This is a genomic window from Reyranella humidisoli (genome assembly GCF_019039055.1).
Lineage (GTDB): Bacteria > Pseudomonadota > Alphaproteobacteria > Reyranellales > Reyranellaceae > Reyranella > Reyranella humidisoli.
In genome coordinates, this window is the sequence record NZ_JAHOPB010000001.1 from 111,133 (window position 1) to 129,234 (window position 18,102).

The 18,102-nt window shown below is 68.0% G+C and carries 15 protein-coding genes; 8 read left to right on the forward strand and 7 right to left on the reverse strand.

What is annotated here, in order from left to right; genetic code table 11:
• Nucleotides 1–183 precede the first annotated feature (183 nt).
• From KQ910_RS00590 to KQ910_RS00610, 5 genes are all read left to right on the forward strand, one after another.
• Nucleotides 184–954, forward strand: coding sequence for a ferredoxin--NADP reductase (locus KQ910_RS00590; protein WP_216955939.1), 771 nt, complete (start codon nt 184–186; stop codon nt 952–954).
• A 107-nt stretch (nt 955–1,061) separates the two neighbouring features.
• Nucleotides 1,062–2,201, forward strand: coding sequence for a CaiB/BaiF CoA transferase family protein (locus KQ910_RS00595; protein WP_216955942.1), 1,140 nt, complete (start codon nt 1,062–1,064; stop codon nt 2,199–2,201).
• Entirely contained in the window at nt 2,198–4,285 is a 2,088-nt protein-coding gene (locus KQ910_RS00600) for a hydantoinase/oxoprolinase family protein (protein ID WP_369408263.1), read from the forward strand. The genes KQ910_RS00595 and KQ910_RS00600 overlap by 4 nt, the downstream gene beginning before the upstream one ends.
• Nucleotides 4,286–4,429: 144 nt before the next feature.
• A complete protein-coding gene (locus KQ910_RS00605) occupies nt 4,430–6,169 on the forward strand; it encodes a hydantoinase B/oxoprolinase family protein (RefSeq protein WP_216955944.1) in 1,740 nt (579 codons plus the stop codon).
• A 114-nt stretch (nt 6,170–6,283) separates the two neighbouring features.
• The gene (locus KQ910_RS00610; protein ID WP_216955947.1) at nt 6,284–7,246 is read left to right on the forward strand and encodes a Bug family tripartite tricarboxylate transporter substrate binding protein; all 963 of its coding nucleotides are present in this window, start codon (nt 6,284–6,286) and stop codon (nt 7,244–7,246) included.
• Nucleotides 7,247–7,369: 123 nt separating this feature from the next.
• Here the strand turns inward: KQ910_RS00610 and KQ910_RS00615 are convergent, their stop codons facing one another.
• Nucleotides 7,370–8,098: a retropepsin-like aspartic protease family protein gene (locus KQ910_RS00615; protein WP_216955950.1), complete on the reverse strand. Its 729-nt coding sequence runs from the start codon at nt 8,096–8,098 to the stop codon at nt 7,370–7,372.
• Nucleotides 8,099–8,350: 252 nt separating this feature from the next.
• On the opposite strand from KQ910_RS00615, the gene KQ910_RS00620 reads away from it, so the two are divergent.
• On the forward strand, nt 8,351–8,713 hold the full coding sequence (locus tag KQ910_RS00620) for a hypothetical protein (protein ID WP_216955953.1): 363 nt from the start codon (nt 8,351–8,353) through the stop codon (nt 8,711–8,713).
• Nucleotides 8,714–8,800: 87 nt separating this feature from the next.
• Here KQ910_RS00620 and budA read toward each other — a convergent pair whose 3' ends face one another.
• The gene (gene budA, locus KQ910_RS00625; RefSeq protein ID WP_216955956.1) at nt 8,801–9,637 is read right to left on the reverse strand and encodes an acetolactate decarboxylase; all 837 of its coding nucleotides are present in this window, start codon (nt 9,635–9,637) and stop codon (nt 8,801–8,803) included.
• Between the two features lie 89 nt (nt 9,638–9,726).
• Here budA and alsS point away from each other — a divergent pair, with 89 nt between their 5' ends.
• Nucleotides 9,727–11,388, forward strand: coding sequence for an acetolactate synthase AlsS (gene alsS, locus KQ910_RS00630; RefSeq protein WP_216955959.1), 1,662 nt, complete (start codon nt 9,727–9,729; stop codon nt 11,386–11,388).
• A 19-nt stretch (nt 11,389–11,407) separates the two neighbouring features.
• Here the strand turns inward: alsS and KQ910_RS00635 are convergent, their stop codons facing one another.
• The 4 genes from KQ910_RS00635 to KQ910_RS00650 are packed head-to-tail and all read right to left on the reverse strand — an operon-like array spanning nt 11,408 to nt 15,492.
• Nucleotides 11,408–11,920, reverse strand: a complete 513-nt coding sequence (locus KQ910_RS00635) for an anthrone oxygenase family protein (protein WP_216955962.1) — start codon at nt 11,918–11,920, stop codon at nt 11,408–11,410.
• A gap of 40 nt (nt 11,921–11,960) precedes the next feature.
• Nucleotides 11,961–13,139, reverse strand: a complete 1,179-nt coding sequence (locus tag KQ910_RS00640) for a 3-hydroxybenzoate 6-monooxygenase (RefSeq protein ID WP_216955965.1) — start codon at nt 13,137–13,139, stop codon at nt 11,961–11,963.
• Nucleotides 13,126–14,340 carry a CoA transferase gene (locus KQ910_RS00645; RefSeq protein ID WP_216955968.1) on the reverse strand — a complete coding sequence of 405 codons (1,215 nt, stop codon included), beginning with the start codon at nt 14,338–14,340 and terminating at the stop codon, nt 13,126–13,128. The genes KQ910_RS00640 and KQ910_RS00645 overlap by 14 nt, the downstream gene beginning before the upstream one ends.
• Before the next feature lie 30 nt (nt 14,341–14,370).
• Nucleotides 14,371–15,492: an NADH:flavin oxidoreductase/NADH oxidase gene (locus KQ910_RS00650; protein ID WP_216955971.1), complete on the reverse strand. Its 1,122-nt coding sequence runs from the start codon at nt 15,490–15,492 to the stop codon at nt 14,371–14,373.
• A 110-nt stretch (nt 15,493–15,602) separates the two neighbouring features.
• Between KQ910_RS00650 and KQ910_RS00655 the strand changes: the two genes are divergently transcribed.
• On the forward strand, nt 15,603–17,279 hold the full coding sequence (locus tag KQ910_RS00655) for an N-acyl-D-amino-acid deacylase family protein (protein WP_369408264.1): 1,677 nt from the start codon (nt 15,603–15,605) through the stop codon (nt 17,277–17,279).
• A 127-nt stretch (nt 17,280–17,406) separates the two neighbouring features.
• Here the strand turns inward: KQ910_RS00655 and urtE are convergent, their stop codons facing one another.
• A complete protein-coding gene (gene urtE / locus KQ910_RS00660) occupies nt 17,407–18,102 on the reverse strand; it encodes an urea ABC transporter ATP-binding subunit UrtE (RefSeq protein WP_216955976.1) in 696 nt (231 codons plus the stop codon).

The window sequence follows — 18,102 nt, forward strand, 5'->3', positions numbered from 1 at the left end:
CTTGCAGGAGCCGGACCACAAACTGCCGGTTCATTCTCCTGCTGCAGCAAATACTGCTGCCGAGAGGGGGCAATACGCGACAATCTTGTTATTGCGAATTAGTTGCATATGTGGTTCTCATGCTGCACTGCACTATATCCACTCGTCCCGGCGTCGGGCCGGCCGTTGCGTAGGAGTATCCGCGTGAGCGCGTTGAGGAACGAGACCGTCCTGTCGGTGCACCACTGGACCGACGAGCTGTTCAGCTTCCGGACGACCCGCGACAAGGGTTTCCGCTTCGCCAGCGGCCAGTTCACCATGATCGGCCTCAAGGTCGAGGGAAAGCCGCTGCTGCGCGCCTACTCCATCGCCAGCGCCCATTACGTCGACGAGCTGGAGTTCTTCTCCATCAAGGTGCCCGACGGCAAACTCACCTCGCGCCTCAAGGATCTGGCGCCGGGCGATCCGGTGCTGGTCGGCGGCAAGGCCACCGGCACGCTGCTGCTCGACAGCCTCACCCCCGGCCGCAACCTCTACCTGCTCGGCACCGGCACCGGCCTCGCCCCGTTCCTGTCGATCGTGCGCGATCCGGAAGTCTACGAACGCTACGAGAAGGTGATCCTGGTCCATGGCTGCCGCCATGTCCGCGACCTCGCCTACCGCTCGGCGCTGGCCGACGAACTGCCGGCCGACGAGATCCTGGGTGATCTGGTGCGCGACAGGCTCGTCTACTACCCGACCGTGACCCGCGAGCCGTTCAAGTATCGCGGCCGCATCTCGCACTTGATCGAGAACGGCACCCTCGCGAACGACGTCGGCCTGCCGCCGATGGCGCGCGAGGCCGATCGGTTCATGCTCTGCGGCTCGGTCCAGATGCTGGCCGACACGCGCGCCCTGCTCGAAGGTATGGGTCTCACCGAGGGCAGCACCACGACACCGGGCGAGTTCGTCGTCGAAAAGGCCTTCGTCGAGTAAGCGGTTCCGCTTCGCGAGCCATCTGCAAGTAGCGTGTGACGGTCGCCGGCAGCTAGGATGCCGGCGATCGGAAACGCACGCCGCCAGGCTCGGGAAGAGGACGTAAAGTGACACTACCGCTCGAAGGAGTTCGCGTCATCGAAGTGGGCCAGGCGCTGGCCGGTCCGCTGGCCGGCGTGCTGCTGGCCGACATGGGCGCCGACGTCATCAAGATCGAGAAGCCCGACGGCGGCGACGATGCGCGCATCTGGGGCCCTCCGTTCGGTCCCGACGGCAAGACCTCGCTCTACTTCTACTCGCAGAACCGCAACAAGCGCTCGGTCGTGCTCGACCTGAAACTCGCGGAAGACATCGACAAGCTCCACAGGCTTTGCGAGACCGCCGACATCCTGATCCAGAACCTGCGGCCGGGCGTAGTCGACGAGGTCGGCATCGGTCCCGAGACGATGCTCGCGCGCCATCCGCGCCTCATCTACTGCTCGATCTGGGCCTTCGGTTACCAGGGGCCGCTGCGCATGAAGCCCGCCTTCGATCCGCTGCTGCAGGCCTATGGCGGCATGATGAGCGTGACCGGCCGGCCGGAGGATCCGCCGACCTTCTGCGGTGCTTCGATCAACGACAAGGCCACCGGCATGTTCTGCACCATCGGCGCCCTGGCGGCGCTGCGGCTGCGAGACAAGACAGGCAAGGGCTGTCTGGTCGACACGTCGCTGTTCGACTCGGCCGTCCACTGGGTCGAGGGCCAGGTGAATGGCTACCTCGCCAACGGCACGGTCTCCCAGCGCCACGGCACCGGCAGCCCGGTGATCGTGCCCTATCAGACCTTCGACACGGCCGACCATCCGATCTGCCTTGCGCCCGGCAACGACCGGCTGTGGGCGCGCTGCGCCAAGGTGCTGGGCCGCGAGGAATGGGCCACCGATCCGGAATTCGCCAAGAGCGCCCAGCGCGTGGCCAACAAGGCCGAGCTGCTGCCGATGATCGCCGAGGCTCTAAAGGCCAGGCCGCGCGCCGAATGGCTGGAAGCGATGGAGAAAGCCGGCGTGCCCTGCGCTGCGGTGAACGACATCGGCGAACTGGCGCGCACCGAGCAGATGGAGGCCTCGCAGCTCATCCAGCAGCTGCCGGGAGGACCGAAAGTCGTCGGCCTGCCGATCGCGTTCGACCATGTGCGGCCGCATTCGCCGCGCTCCGCGCCAACCCTGGGCGAGCATACGGACGAAGTGCTGGGAAGCTTGCCGAAGTGACGGCCCCCACTCCCGCCCTCGTCGCCCCCTGGCGCATCGGCGTCGATGTGGGCGGCACCTTCACCGACATGGTGCTGCGCGACGCCGCCGGCGCCGTGCGCATCTTCAAGTCTCCGTCGGTTCCGGCCGATCCCAGCGAAGGCGTGCTGGGCGTTTTACGGCTGGCGGCGCAGCAGCTCGACATCACGCTGACGGCGCTGCTGCGTGACTGCGCGCTGTTCGTGCATGGCTCGACCGTAGCGACCAACACGATCCTCGAGAAGAAGGGCGCCAGGGTCGGGATGCTGACGACCGAGGGCTTCCGGGATTCGCTCGAGATCCGCCGCGGCATTCGCGAGAACCAGTGGGACCATCGCTCGCCGTTCCCGCAGGTCCTGGTGCCACGCTACCTGCGCCTGCCGGTGCGCGGCCGCATCGCCGCCGACGGCACTGAGCTTGCGCCGCTGAAGCCTGAGGACGTCGACGCCGCTGCGAAGGTCTTCGCCGAGGAAGGCGTCGAATCGGTCGCGGTCTGCCTGTTCAATTCGTTCCTCGACGGCGCGCACGAACGCGCGGTGGGCGGCCAACTCGCCAAGAGCTGGAACGGCAAATGGGTCTCGCTGTCGAGCGAGGTCATGCCGACCATGGGCGAATACGAGCGTGGCTCGACCGCCGTCGTGAACGCCTATGTCGCGCCCAAGGTGACGAGCTACCTGCGCGCGCTCGACGAGCAGCTTCGCCAGTTCGGCCTGCCGCGCTCGCTGCTGCTGCTGCAGAGCAATGGCGGCGCGGTATCGGTCGATCAGGTGGCGGCGCGACCGGTGATGCTGGTCCTGTCGGGTCCGGCGGCCGGCGTCGGCGCACTCAAGGGCTGCGCCGCGCCGGGAGAGAAGGCCAACCTGATCTCGATGGAGATCGGCGGCACGAGCTGCGACGTGATGGTGATGGCGCGGGGCGATGTGCCGGTCACCGACGAACTCACGATCGACGGCTATCACCTCACGACGCCGTCGGTGGAGATCCATACCGTCGGCGCGGGCGGCGGCACGATCGCCTGGGTCGACGATGCAGGGCTCCTCCATGCCGGCCCGCAGGGCGCCGGCGCTCGCCCAGGTCCCGCAGCCTATGGATTGGGCGGCGAGAATCCGACCGTCACCGACGCGCAACTCGTGCTGGGACGCCTGCGTCCCGGCCCGCTGGCCGGCGGTGCCGTCACGCTCGACGCGGACCTGGCGCGCAAGGCCATCGAGACCAAGCTCGCCAAACCGCTCGGCCTCTCGGTCGAGGAAGCCGCAGCCGGCGTCATCCGCCTGCTGGAGCAGAACCTTCTGCATGCCGTCGAGCGGCTGAGCATCGAGCGCGGCCACAATCCCGCGACCTTCACTCTCGTCGCCGCAGGTGGCGCCGGACCGATGCACGGCGCCGCGGTCGCGCGCGCGCTGGGCAGCCGCCGCGCCCTGTTGCCGCGCGCCGCCGGTGCCTTCTGCGCCATGGGCATGCTGCAGTCCGATGTTCGGCAGGACTACCTGCAGGTCTTCCTGGCCGACCTCGACAAGGTCGAGACTGCGACGCTCGAAACAGGCTTCGCCCAGCTCGAAGCCCGCGCCCGCGAGGCGCTGGCCCGCGACGGGTTCGACGCCGACGAGGTCGCAATCGAGCGCCAGCTCGACCTGCGCTACGACGGCCAGCAATGGCCGGTGCGAGCGCCGCTTTCCGCATCGGGCTTCGATGCCGCCGCGGCGCGCAAGGCTTTCGAGGTCGAGCATCAGCGCCTGTTCGGCCATATCCAGCCGGGCGGCCGCATCGACATCACCGCGCTGCGCGTCGTGGGCCGTGGCCGGCTCGACTGGACGCCGCCGGCGGCTCGCACGCCACAGACCGACACGCCCAAACCTCGCGAGACGCGAAAGGTCTGGATCGACCCGGCGACCGGCTGGCTCGACGTGCCGATCTACGAAGGCGCCGACCTGCGCCCCGGCTGCCGCCTCAACGGTCCGCTGCTGGTCGAGGAGCGCACGACGACCGCGTTCGTCGGCCCCAACGACCGGCTCGAAGTCGACGAGCGTGACGATTTCCTCGTGCATGTTGGCGCCAATGCCGCGTAGCTCTCACCCACACCACCTCATCCTGAGGAGCGCGCCGCAGACGCGCGTCTCGAAGGATGGGCAACAGGCAACGTGCTCGTGCCGACCCTTCGAGACGGCCGCTGCGCGGCCTCCTCAGGGTCAGGCGAATTGGAGGATCAGCCGATGAACCTCGATCCCGTCACGCTTGCCCTGGTGCAGAACCGGCTCGACCACATCTCGCACCAGATGGGCTGGGTGATGACGCGCACTGCGCGGTCGCCGATCTTCAGCCAGAGCCACGACTTCTCCTGCTTCATCGCCGACGCGCGCGGCACGCTGATCAGCCAGGCCGACGGCATCCCGATCCACACCGGCGGCGGCGGCTTCGCGGTGCGCGCCATCCTGCGCGACTTCAAGGGCGACATCGCGCCCGAGGACGTGTTCCTGCTGAACGATCCCTACACGGCGGGCGGCAACCACCTGCCCGATTGGGTGATCACGCGGCCGGTGTTCGTGGGCGGCAAGCTCGTGGCCTTCGCCTGCAACCGCGCCCACCAGGCCGACATCGGCGGCGGCGCGGCCGGCACCTATAATTCGGCAGCGACCGAGATCTTCCACGAAGGCATCCGCCTGCCGGTGCTGAAGCTGATCGAAGGCGGGCCCAAGGGCGGAAAGGTCCGCGAAGACCTGTGGCGCCTGCTGATGCTCAACACCCGCCTGCCGGAGGCGCTCGACGGCGACCTGCGCGCCATGATCGGCTCGACCCGCATCGGCGCCGAGCGGCTGGCGTTGCTGGTCGAGGAGCTGGGCGTCGATCGCGCCGACGAGTTCTTCGAGGGCGTGCTCGACCACGCAGACCGCCGCTTCCAGACCTGCATCGACCGCCTCGCGCAGGGCGTCTGGAAGGGCGAGGAGCCGGTCGACAACGACTGCTTCGAGCCGATCGATGCAAGGATCGCCGTCACCATCACGGTGAAGGGCCGCAAGCTGGTCGTCGATTTCGCCGGCACCTCGCCGCAGGTGCGCGGCTTCAAGAACAGCTCGATCGCCAACTCGACCTCGGCGGTGTTCATGTCGCTGGCCTCGTTCTTCGAGCCCGACCTGCCGAAGAACGAAGGCGCCTTCCGCAGCGTCGAGATCCGCCTGCCCGAGGGCACGCTGGTGAATGCGCGCATGCCCGCGCCGATGACCATGAACACGGTGTTCGTGGCACATGAGATCATCCACGCGATGTGGAAGGCGCTGGCACAGGCCCTTCCCGACCGTGCCTCGGCCGGCTGGTCGAAGGCGGTGCATGCCGTCACCGCCGGGCTGCGCGAAGACGGCGGGCGCTACGTCATGTACCAGTGGGCCGGTGCTCCAGCCGGCGGCGGAGTCGAGGGCCGCGACGGCTTCCACCTGATCGGCCACCTCATCACCCTGGGCGGCCTCACACTCCCCAATCTCGAGACCTACGAGCAGCTCTACCCGGCCCGCTTCCGCCGCCAGGAACTGCGCCGCGACACGGCCGGCGCGGGCCGATTCCGCGGCGGCGCCGGATGCGACTACGAGGTCGAGATGTTCACCCCCGCCGACTATGCCTTCCGGGGCGAGGGCGCCGGTGCCCCGTCGAGCTTCGGTGTCGCAGGCGGTCGGGCCGGCGCCGGTGGCGAGGTGATCCTGACCCTTGCCGACGGCACGCGCATCCAGGCGCCGAAGTACGGCGTGGAGCGTCATGGCGTCGGCACGTACCGCGCGCTGTCGCCCGGCGGCGGCGGCTACGGCGACCCGAAAACGCGCGACCCGGAGCGGGTGCTGCGCGATGTCCGTGACGGCATCGTGAGCGCGGAGAGCGCCGAAAACGACTATGCCGTCGCGATTGCAGCGGATGGACGCAGCATCGACCGCGCACGCACGGATAGATTGCGCAAAGCCCTGCCTTGAAACCGCCATCTGCCGTTCGGCTGGCGGTGTGACAGCCTCTCCGCGCCTTGCCGGGGCGCGAGGCGCCGCCTTAGTTTCCGGGCGACAACGAATGAATTTTGGGAAGGACTTCACATGATCCAGCGTCGCACTTTCGTCGCGGGCACCGCGGCCGCGCTCACGCTGCCCTCGATCGCCTTCGGCCAGGGCGGGCAGATCCGCCTCGTCGTGCCCTACGGCCCCGGCGGCTCGACCGACACGGCCGGCCGCGTGCTGGCGGAACGCATGGCGGCCGACACCGGCAAGAACATCGTGGTCGAGAACCGTCCGGGCGGCGGCACGATGGTCGGCATGGTGAACGTGGCCAAGAGCAAGCCTGACGGCACCAGCCTGATGGTGCTGACGACCACGGCGGCCCTGCAGCCGGCGTTCGACATCCCGATGCCGATCGATCCGCAGAAGGACCTCGCGCCGATCTCGCAGCTCGCCGACATTCCCTGCGTGCTCGCGGTCAATGCCAACAATCCGGCCAAGACCTTCGCGGAATTCATCGAGTGGGTGAAGGCGCAGCCCGGCCCCGTGCACTACTCGACCTCCAGCTCGGGCGGCTTGCCGCATCTGTGGGGCGAGGTGATCGCCACGCGCACCAACGGGAAGCTGCAGCACATCCCCTACAAGGCCGCCGCCGAGGCGCTGCGGGATGCGGTTGCCGGGCACGTGCCGGCCTTCGTCGACGTGACCACGCCTGTCGACGCGCAGATTCGCGCCGGCACGATGCGCGGCCTGATCTGCGGCGCCAAGAGCCGCGTCGCCAACATCCCGACCGTGCCGGTGGCCAGCGAACTCGGCGCGCCGGAACTCGAGGCCGCGGTCTATTTCGGCGTCGCGACGACGGCGGGCACGCCGCGCGAGACGATCCAGGAACTCAACGCCGCGGTGAATGCCGCGCTGAAGGCCGAGGCGGTGCGCGAGAGGCTGATGTCGCTCGGCTTCATCCCGACCGGCGGCACGCCGGAAGCCTACGCCAAGCGCCTCGCCGACGAGACCGTGCGCTGGCGCAAGGTGATCAAGGACGCGAAGATTCCCGCTCCGACCTGATTCTTCTCCCCACTCAGATGGGGAGGTGTCGCGTTTTGCGCGACGGAGGGGTCATGACCCCATCGCCCTCGTAAGACGAGGGCACTTCCCCTTTGGGGAACCCGCAAGGGGGAAGAAAGAATTCTAGAACGAGCCGGTGAACTCGAACTCGATCGAGTTCCTGACGTTGTCGATCTTCCAGGAGCTGAGGCGGCGCAGGAAGCTCTGCCCCAGCAGGGCCCGGCTGCGTGCCGGGCTGACGGACGCCATGACGTTCTCCATCGTGCGCTCGCCGATCCTGATCGAGCGCAGTCGCACGATGCGCTGCTGAAGGCCGCTGCCGTCGGCCAGGGTGAAGCGTCTCTGGCCGAGCGAATCGGCTTCCGTGAGCGTGCCGTTGCGCTTCATCTCCTCGGCAAGCTCTTCCGGGATCTGGACGTTCGATGCCCCCGAATCGACGATGAAATAGGCGGTCGACGTTCCGTTGATCGTGGCCGGCAGCACGAAGACGCCGCCCATCCTCTGAAACCGTTCTGTCGCGCGTGCCAGCGCCGCGTCCTCGAGCGCCTTGGCGCTGGGCTTGCCCATCGCCGGATCGCCGCCGCACGGGGTCCATCCGGCCGGCGCGCCGTCGATCGGCCCGTAGCAGTAGTGCGAGGCCGACAGCAGCTTCGAATAGGTATCGCGCTGCTCACAGGAAGCGATCGCTTCGAGCGCCGGCGTCGCGGCGTTTCGGCACAACGCATTGCTCGTCTTCCATTGAGCGATGAACTGTCCCGCCTCGCCTCCCGGCTGCGCCTGCAGCGGCGTCGCACCGAGGAGCAGCACCGCGGCCAGTATTGCCGGGAAGAGTGCCTGCTTCATCGCATTCATATCGATCACTCCAGCGCCCGGTTGGACACTCGCACGCGCAACCTGTACGAAGTCAACACCATCGCCCACCAAACGGTTGGCCTGCGATGGCTGAGAGATGTGTGTGCTCCCGCCCGCGTACCGAGGCGACCGCATCTGGACCGGCCGAGTTGCCGGTCTCGTTCACGAGCTTCCTCGTTCTGTCGATCGCCGGCTGCGCAATCCTGCGCGCGCCGAGCTGACGGGGGCCGCACGGCCCCGGAAGGACAACCCATGACAATGCCAAAGAACATCAGCACCCTGATCTGGAGCGCCGTCGGCGGCGCCGTCCTCTGCATGGTCATCGGTTTCACCTGGGGTGGCTGGGTCACCGGGGGAACGGCGCGGAAGGACTCGGCGTCCGCAGTCCGAGACGCCGTGGTCGTTGCCTTGGCGCCGATCTGTGTCGACCGCTTCAGCCGCCAGGACGACGCCGCGGGCAAGATCGCCGAACTCACCAAGGCCAGCACCTGGGACCGCGGCAACGTGGTCGCGAAGAGCGGCTTCGCCACGATGCCCGGCGCCAAGGATGCCGATTCCGACGTAGCCCGCGCCTGCGCCGAAATGCTGGCAAGCCCGCCGACACCCAAGACCTGACCGGCGTTTCCGGGCCGGCGGATTGACCCCGCCCCCGGACCGGCAGGGCGGGACACGGGACGGAAATCGTCCGTCCTGTGTGACCGCCTATCGATCCTTGGCCATCTCGGCCTTCTCGAGCGCGGCGGCTGGGTCCTGGGTCAGGTCGGCATGCAGGAATTCGCGCGTCTCGGGTATCGCCAGATGTAGATCGTCGAGGTCCTGCACCTGGACGTCGAGCGAGGTCGCCTTGCAGCCCAGCACATGCCCGCCCGCCTTGCGATCCTCTGTCAGGAAATGCAGGTGCCAGCCCGCCACGGCAATGGTGCGCGAATAGGCCGGCGACCAGAAGCCGACCATCGTTCCCTTGACGTTGCTCTGCCGAAATTCGGCCTGGGCATCGGTCGCCTTGTCGAGATGAACGCCCGCCTCGACCTTGCAGGCGACCCGCCAATAGACCTCGTCGAACCGGCCGTCGACGCGCACCGCGAAGAAGAGATTGTTCGACCGGCGCAGTCTGTCGAGTTCGCCGGTGAGCGACGACATGGACGTGACGTTCTCGATCGTGCCGCGATGCTGGGGCTGGAAGTTGGTCAGGGTCGCGAAGGGCACCGGCGCCGCGTCTGCGGGCGCAGTGATGCTGCCGTCGGCATGGGCCTGGTAGAACTTGCCATCGAGTACGACCATCTCGCCGTCGAGCCCCTCGAACGTGCCGAGCCCGAAGTCGCCGTGCGTCCTGAGGCCTCCCACCGTGACCGCCTCGTTGTAGACGCCCTGCACCAGCGCGCCCGTGGTCGAGACCTGGAAGAGCGTCGAGTGGTCCAGGCCCAGCGCGTCGGATAGCGCCCTCGACACGAAATGGCGCAGTGGCTCGCCGGTCTTCTCGCAATGCGCCACCAGCGCGTCCATGAGCGATTGATACACTTCGACCGTGAGCCTCGGCATCGGGACATCCTTCCGTCGCGGGCGACAAGAGATGCCCGGACGGGCATGATCGCCCGGACACGGCCCGGAATCGAGAGCGGAGCGACACGATGAGCAGCGACCCGAAGAACGGCGCGCACCTGCTGGTGCGCAACCTCGAAGCCCAGGGCGTCGAGCACATATTCGGCATTCCCGGCGCCAAGATCGATCCCGTCTTCGACGCGCTGGCCGATTCCAAGATCAAGCTGGTCGTCTGCCGCCATGAGCAGAACGCGACCTTCATCGCGGGCGGCCTCGGCCGCCTGACCGGCAAGGCCGGAGTCGTGCTCGTGACCTCCGGCCCCGGCGTCTCCAATCTCGCCACCGGCCTCGCGACCGCCAACACCGAGGGCGATCCCGTGGTGGCGCTGGGCGGCGCCGTGCCGATCGCGGACCGTCTGAAACAGGCGCACCAGAGCATGGACACGGTCGCGCTGCTGCGACCCATCACCAAGTACGCCGCCGAGATCGATTCGCCCTCGGCCATTTCCGAGGCGACCGCCGCGGCTTTCCGCGCCGCCGAATCGGGCCGGCCGGGTGCCGCCTTTCTCGGCCTGCCCAAGGACGTCATGAAGGCGCCCGCGCCCGGCCCGGTGCTGGCGCCGGCGAGAGTCCCGCGACTGGGGGCGGCCGACACCGAAGCGATCGCCGAAGCCGCGCGCCTGATCGACGCGGCAGAGCGTCCGGTCGTCCTGCTGGGCATGCTCGCCAGTCAGGGAGCGGTCGCCGAGGCCGTGCGGTTCCTGCTCGCCCGGACCCGACTGGCCGTCGCGGGCACCTATCAGGCGGCGGGCGTGGTCCCGCGCGACCGGCTGGACTGTTTCGGCGGCCGGGTCGGGCTGTTCCACAATCAGCCGGCCGACCGGCTGCTCGACGAAGCCGACCTCGTGATCACGATCGGCTTCGATCCGGTGGAATACGACCCCGCGCTCTGGAATGCGGGACGCACGCGCAAGCTCGTCCATATCGATTGCATCCCGGCCGACTACGACCAGTGCTACCGGCCCGACATTGAGCTGATGGGCGACAGCGCCGCGACCTTGCGTGCCCTGTCGGCGCTGCTGAAGCCCAGGGAACGACCCACGCAGTCGGCGCTGCTGGCCGAGATCCATCGCGAACGCACGACGGTCGCGGCCGAAGCGGCCAAGCGCAACGGCACGCCGGTTCATCCGCTGCGCCTCGTCCACGAGCTGCAGAAGCTGATCGACGAAGATGTGACGCTCTGCTCCGACATGGGCTCGTTCCACATCTGGATGGCCCGGCATCTCATCAGCCACCGGCCTCGGCAGATCCTGATCAGCAACGGCCAGCAGACTCTGGGCGTCGCCCTGCCGTGGGGCATCGCGGCCTGCTTGGCCGAGCCCGGCCGCAAGGTGATCTCCATCTCCGGCGACGGCGGTTTCCTGTTCTCCGCCGTCGAGCTCGAGACGGCGGTCCGCCTCAAGTGCAACTTCGTGCACGTCGTCTGGATCGACGGCAGCTACAACATGGTCGGCATCCAGCAGGTCGCCGCCTACGGTCGCGATTCAGGCGTGCATTTCGGTCCCGTGGACCTGGTGAAATTCGCCGAGTCGATGGGCGCCCAGGGCCTGATGATCAAGGACGCCGACGCGATCGAGCCGACGCTGCGCAAGGCCATGGCGATGGACGGTCCCGTACTGGTCGGCGTGCATGTCGACTATCGCGACAACCCCGCCCTGATGGCCGCGATGCACGAGGACGTCATCATCTGACGCTCCGCACGGGTTGCGGTCAGCGCAGCCCGTAGGAGCGGCGGTTGACCGAAGTGAGATCGACCGCCCAGGCGGCGAGCAGGCAGAGCAGCGCCAGGATCGCTCCCAGGGTGCGGACGTGGTTCCACAGCGCCCACGGTCCCGCGAACTCCTTCCAGTTCGCGGCATTGGCGTCGGTGCCGGCCACGGTGAAGGAGGCGAGCGTCTCGTTCAGGGGCACGTTGACCTGCAGGGTGACCCCGATGACGGCGGCGGCATAGATCAGCGCCGCCAGGCCCGCGAGCCGGGCCGCGCTGCGATGACCGGCCGATCGGGAACCGAGTGCCGCCAGCAGCGGGAGCACCAGGGCACCGAAGAAGACGATGGCGAAGAGTGGGCTGCGCACGACGGTGTTGATGCCGTGCATGGCATTCACGGCCGAGGCCGCGCCACCCTGATCGAGGCCGGGCATGACGATGGTCGAGAAGGAATAGAAGATGCCCGCGCTCAGCGCCGTGCACAGCAAGGCGAGGACGAAGAAGACGTGGCGCATTTTCCGGAGCTCCGCTGACCACCTTACCGCAGCAGAAGCCCTAGCCGAGCCCGTTGCCGCCGTAAAGCCACTGCAGTGTATCGAGCCACTGGTCCTGGGTCCGGGCGCCCATGATGCTGTTGCGCAGCGCCGCGTGCGGGCCGGCCGGATGATAGACGTGATCGCCCATGGCGCGGGACATCAGCTGCGTGCGCGCCGTGCGCAGCACCCGCCGGTCGCGATAGTTCACCAGCCCCGCCTCGACGGAATCGCTGCGGGACAGCGAATCGGCCAGGCAAACCGCATCTTCCATCGCCATGCATCCGCCCTGTGACATGTACTGCAGCATGGGGTGTGCAGCATCGCCCAGCAGCGCCACCCTTCCGTCGACCCACCGGTCGACCGGATCGCGGTCACAGAGAACCCACATGTGCCAGTTCTGGCCATGGCGGATGATGTTCTGCGCCCGTTCGCAGACATGGGTGAAGCCCTTCCGGACCTCCTCCGTGTCGACCGGCTTGCCGGCCACCGGCTCTGGCGCGTGGTTGTGGTAGGTCACGACGAGGTTGAACACCTTCCAGCCCGACAAAGGGTAGTGGACGATGTGGCACTTCGGCCCGGCCCAGAGTGTCGCCGCGTTCCAGCGAAGCTCTTCCGGCATCTGTTCGGTCGGGATGACCGACCGGTAGGTCGTGTGGCCCGACACGCGCGGCGGACCGTCGGCTGTCACCTGAGCGCGCACGTTCGACCACAGGCCGTCGGCGCCGATCAGCGCGCTTCCCGTCACGGTCTCGCCGTTCCGCAGCCGGGCCGAGACCGACGCGCCGTCCTGGTCGTAGCCCGTGACCTCGGCGCTGGTGCGCAGCTCGATCAACGGATGATCCTGGCAGCCCTTCAGCAGAACGCCATGCAGGTCGCCGCGATGGACGACGGCATAGGGATTGCCGAAGCGGGCGCGGAATTTCTCGCCGAGGTCGATGTGACAGATCTCGCCGTCAGCCAGCGCGTCCATGAGCCGGAGCTGGTCGATATAGACGGCCATGCCACGCGCGGCCTCTCCCACGCCGAGATGATCGAAGCAGTGGAAGGCGTTGGGCCCGAGCTGGATACCGGCGCCGATCTCGCCGAGGCGGCTGGCTTTCTCGAGGACCTGCGAGGCAATGCCCTTCTGGGCAAGCGCCAGCGCCGCCGCCAGTCCGCCGATGCCGCCACCGGCTATGAGAATCCTATCTGGGTCCACCGATGACCTTGTCGTCGTGCAGCCGGGCGATCTCGTGCCCGGGCAGGCCGAGAATACCCGAAAGGATCTCGTCCGTATGCTGGCCGAGGAGCGGCGCCGGCTGCGGCGGCTGGCGCGGAACCGCGCCGAACTGCATCGGCGAGGCGGCCACCGGATAGCGGCCGATGCCCGGCTGATCGAGCAGCGTGAACATCGGATTCTCGGCCACGTTGGTCTTGTCCGCCGCCAGTTCGCGAAAGGTCTGGTACGGCGCCCAGAGGGCACCGGCCTTCTTGAGCGCGGCCGCGACCTCGGCGGCATCGTGCGCGGCGACCCACGGCTCGATCACGGCGATGAGTTGGCGGCGCGCATTCCAGCGCCCGGCATCGCTCTTCAGGTCGACGCCCGTCTCGACTTCGATCTTCCGGAACGCCTCGCTGAAACCGCCGGCCGCCGCCAAGGCATCGACATGGCGGTCCGAGAAGATGCAGATCATCACGAAGCGGCCGTCCTTCGTGCGGAAGTCGCGTCCGAAGGTGCCGAAGATCTCGTTGCCGTAGCGCGGACGGTCGACATCGTTCACGACCGCTTCGCCGATGTAGCCCAGCGCCGACGTCGTCGCGAGCGCCACGTCCTGCAGCGGCAGCACGATCTTCTGGCCTCGGCCCGTCATGCGGCGATGACGCTCGGCCGCCAGGATCGACAGGGCGCCCGCATAGGCGGCCGCGAGATCCCAGGGCGGGCACACCGCGTTCACCGGTCCTTCATGATCGACCGGGCCGGTCACCATCGGGAAGCCGGTGATCGCGTTCACCGTGTAGTCGACGTGCGCCGAGCCGTCGCGCGCCCCGATGATGTTGAGCGCGATCAGATCGGCGCGCTTCTTCGCCAGCTCCTCGTAGGCGAGCCAGCCGCGCGCCGGCATGTTGGTCGTGAAGATGCCCGCGCCCTCGCCCGGCGCGGTGATCAGTGCCGTCAGCAATTCGCGGCCGCGGGGATTGCGCAGGTCGACCGCGATCGATCGTTTGCCCTTGTTGAGACCCGCCCAATAGATGGAGCGCCCGTCGTCGGTGATCGGCCAACGATCGTTGTCGAGACCGCCTTTGACGTCGTCGAAGCGGATCACGTCGGCGCCCATCTGAGCGAGAGTCATGCCGCCCAGGGGCGCGGCAATGAAAGCCGAGCCCTCGACGATGCGGAGGCCCGCAAGAATACCCGTCATGTACGTTTCCCGTGTCTTGTTGCTTGTTCGCTACTTGCGGCCGAGCGTGTGCTCGCGCTTCTCCAGCCACCAGCCATATTCCGGCGTCCACAACTCGAAGTCAGGATCACAGCCCAGCGCCTGTGCGGCGTGCAGAGCCCAGAACGGTTCGTAGAGCGCCTGCCGGCCGATCGCGATCAGGTCGGCATCGCCTTCCTGCAGGATCGCTTCGGCCTGCGGCCCGTCGAGGATCAGGCCGACCGCCATGGTCGGGATGCCGGCCCCCTTCTTCACTGCCGAAGCGAACGGCACCTGGAAGCCGAGACCGCGCTTCACGCCCGCCGCCGTCGCCGCACCGGCGATACCACCGGAGGAACAGTCGATCACGTCGACGCCGATCGCCTTCAGCTCCTGGGCGAAGGCCACCGTGTCGTCGACGTCCCAGCCGCCGCCACCATCGACCGCCGAGACGCGGACGAACAGCGGCTTGTTCTCGGGCCACGCCTGGCGCACGGCGCGCGCCACGTCGAGCGGGAAGCGCATGCGGCCGGCGCGATCGCCGCCATACTGGTCGTTGCGCGTGTTGCTGATCGGCGAAAGGAATTGCGCCAGCAGGTAGCCGTGCGCGCCATGCACCTCGAGCACGTCGTAGCCCGCCGCATCGGCACGCTTGGCGGCGGCGGCGAACTTCCGCACCAGCTCCTCGATCTCGTCGACCGACAGAGCGCGCGGCTTCAGCCAGCCTTCGGCGGCGGCGAGCTCAGTCGGCCCGACCACTTCCCATTTCTGCCAGCCCGCGCCTTCCGGTCCGAACTGCCCGCGCTTGTCGAACGTGCGCGGCGTCGAGCCCTTGCGGCCCGAATGGGTGATCTGGGTCGCCGACAGCACGCCCTCGCCCCGGATGAAGTCGGTCAATCGCTTGTGGCTGGCGATCTGGCCGTCGTCCCACAGGCCGAGATCGCCCTGCGTGACGCGGCCGCGCGGCTCCACCGCACAATTCTCGGTGAACACCACGCCGAACTTGCCCAGCGCGAACTTGCCAAGATGGACAAGGTGGAAGTCGTTCACCAGCCCGTCCGTCGCGCGGAACTGGACCATGGGCGAAACGACACAACGGTTGGGCGCGGTGACGCCGCGCATCTGGAGCGGCGTGAAGAGAAGCGGTTTCTGCAAAGGACGGTCCCCCGGACGGGATGGCTTTTCGAGATCACGAACATAGACCGGGGCCACGGCCCGGGCCTATCCTCCCGACCATGTTTGACCTCGTCATCCGAAACGGAACCGTGATCGACGGCTCGGGCGCCTCGCGCCGCGTCGCCGATGTTGCAGTGCAAGGTAACCGCATCGCGGCCGTGGAGCCCAAATTGGGTGCCGGCAAGCGCGAGATCGATGCCGAGGGGCTGATCGTCGCCCCGGGCTTCGTCGACATCCACACGCATTACGACGGCCAGGCGACGTGGGATCCGTTCGTCACCCCCTCCTCGTGGCACGGCGTCACGACGACGGTGTTCGGGAATTGCGGCGTCGGCTTCGCGCCGGTGCGGCCGGGCGCTTCGGGCTACCTCATCAACCTGATGGAAGGGGTCGAGGACATTCCCGGCACCGTCCTCAGCGAAGGCGTGAAGTTCAACTGGGAATCCTTCCCCGACTATCTCGATGCGCTGGCCTCGATGGACCGCGCGGTCGACGTGGCCGCCCAGCTGCCGCACGGCGCGCTGCGCTTCTACGTGATGGGCGATCGCGGCGCCGACCATGCCGAGGTGCCGACCGAACGCGAGATCGAGGAGATGGCCCGCCTCACCGAGGAAGCGCTGCATGCCGGCGCGATGGGCTTCACGACCTCGCGTACCACCAAGCACAAGGCGCGCGACGGTCGCTTCACGCCCTCGCTCAGCGCCCGCGAGGCTGAACTGCTGGGCATCGCCCAGGGCATGAAGCGGGCCGGCCGTGGCGTGCTGCAGGTCAATTCGGATTTCGGCCCGGGCGAGTTCGAGGCGCTCGACGCGGCGGCCAGGCTCGCGGGCCGTCCCCTCTCCTGCCTGCTGGTCCAGGTCGACGCCCAGCCCAGGTTGTGGCGCGAGACACTCGATCAGATCAACGCTGTGCGCCGAACGGGCCGCAAGGCCAACGCGCAGGTCGGCTCGCGCCCCATCGGCGTCATCATGGGACTCGAAACGACGGCCCATCCCTTCGCCGGCCATCGCGCCTGGCTCGACATGCGCAAGCTCTCGCCGGAGGAGCGCTACCAGCGCCTCGTCTCCGACTCCGAGCTGCGCAAGGTGCTGACCGAAGGCAAGCAGGAACCCAACCCGCGCGCCTTCATGGCCGAGGCCTTCGACCGGATGTTCCCGATCGCCGACCGGCCGGACTACGAGCCCGACAGCAAGGACTCGATCGCGTCCATCGCGCAGCGCACGGGACGTACGCCGCACGCCGTGGCACTCGAAGAGATGATGTCGCGCGACGGCAAGGGCCTGCTCATGCTGCCCTTCGAGAACTACGCCTATGGCAATCTCGATGTCGTGCACGAGATGATCACCGATCCTGCGTCGGTGCTCGGCATTGCCGACGGCGGCGCCCATGTCGGCGTGATCTGCGACGCTTCCTCGCCGACCTCGCTGCTCACTTTGTGGGGACGCGACCGCACGCGCGGACCGAAGCTCGACCTCGAATTCCTGATCGCCAAGCAGACGCGCGGCACGGCCGAGGCCTACGGGCTGATGGACCGCGGCCTGCTGGCGCCGGGCCATAAGGCCGACATCAACATCATCGACTTCGACAACCTCAGCCTGAAGCGCCCCGAGGTGGCCTACGACCTGCCGACCGGCGGCCGCCGCCTGATCCAGCGCGCCTCGGGCTACCGGCACACGTTCAATGCCGGCGTCGAGACGATGCAGAACGACGAGCTGACCGGCGAACGTCCCGGCCGATTGGTGCGCGGCGCGCAAACGGCGGGCTAAGGAACGGTCCTCCCCATTCAGATGGGGAGGTGTCGGCGTAATCGCCGACGGAGGGGTCATGACCCCATCGCCCTCGCAAGACGAGGGCACTCCCCCTTTGCGGAGCCCGCAAAGGGGAAGAGGCTGATTACACCGTCATGTGCTTTCGCACAGCCTCGACGTCGAAGGTTTCGCGCGTGCCCGAGAGGACGACCTCGCCGCGGTCCATGACCGCGAAGTCGTCGGCCAGTTCGTGCGCGAAGTCGAGATACTGCTCGACCAGCACGATCGCCATGTCGCCGCGCTGGCGCAGGAAGGTGATGGCACGGCCGATGTCCTTGATGACCGACGGCTGGATGCCTTCCGTCGGCTCGTCGAGGAGCAGCAGCTTGGGGCGCATGGTGAGCGCGCGGCCGATCGCGAGCTGCTGCTGCTGGCCGCCCGACAGGTCGCCACCGCGACGCTTCAGCATCGACTGCAGCACGGGAAACAACTCGAACACCTCGTCCGGGATCTTCTTGTGCTCGCGGCGCACCGGCGCGAAGCCGGTCTCGAGATTCTCCTTCACCGTCAGCAACGGGAAGATCTCGCGGCCCTGCGGCACCAGCGCGACGCCGCGGCGCGCGCGCTCGTAGGGCGGCAGCTTCGAGACTTCCTGGCCGTCGACCTGGATGGTACCCGAACCGATGGACTGCATGCCGGAGATGGCGCGCAGCAGGCTGGTCTTGCCGACCCCGTTGCGGCCGAGCAGGCAGGTCACGCGGCCGATCGTGGCCGACAGCGACACGCCACGCAGCGCCTGGGCCGCGCCGTAGTAGAGATTGACGTTCTGGACAGTCAGCAC

Coding starts and splice junctions, on each gene's coding strand:
- KQ910_RS00605 (WP_216955944.1), top strand. CDS start 4,430: ATGAACCTCGATCCCGTCACGCTTGCCCTGGTGCAGAACCGGCTCGAC.
- KQ910_RS00610 (WP_216955947.1), top strand. CDS start 6,284: ATGATCCAGCGTCGCACTTTCGTCGCGGGCACCGCGGCCGCGCTCACG.
- KQ910_RS00615 (WP_216955950.1), bottom strand. CDS start 8,098: ATGAATGCGATGAAGCAGGCACTCTTCCCGGCAATACTGGCCGCGGTG.
- KQ910_RS00620 (WP_216955953.1), top strand. CDS start 8,351: ATGACAATGCCAAAGAACATCAGCACCCTGATCTGGAGCGCCGTCGGC.
- budA (WP_216955956.1), bottom strand. CDS start 9,637: ATGCCGAGGCTCACGGTCGAAGTGTATCAATCGCTCATGGACGCGCTG.
- alsS (WP_216955959.1), top strand. CDS start 9,727: ATGAGCAGCGACCCGAAGAACGGCGCGCACCTGCTGGTGCGCAACCTC.
- KQ910_RS00635 (WP_216955962.1), bottom strand. CDS start 11,920: ATGCGCCACGTCTTCTTCGTCCTCGCCTTGCTGTGCACGGCGCTGAGC.
- KQ910_RS00645 (WP_216955968.1), bottom strand. CDS start 14,340: ATGACGGGTATTCTTGCGGGCCTCCGCATCGTCGAGGGCTCGGCTTTC.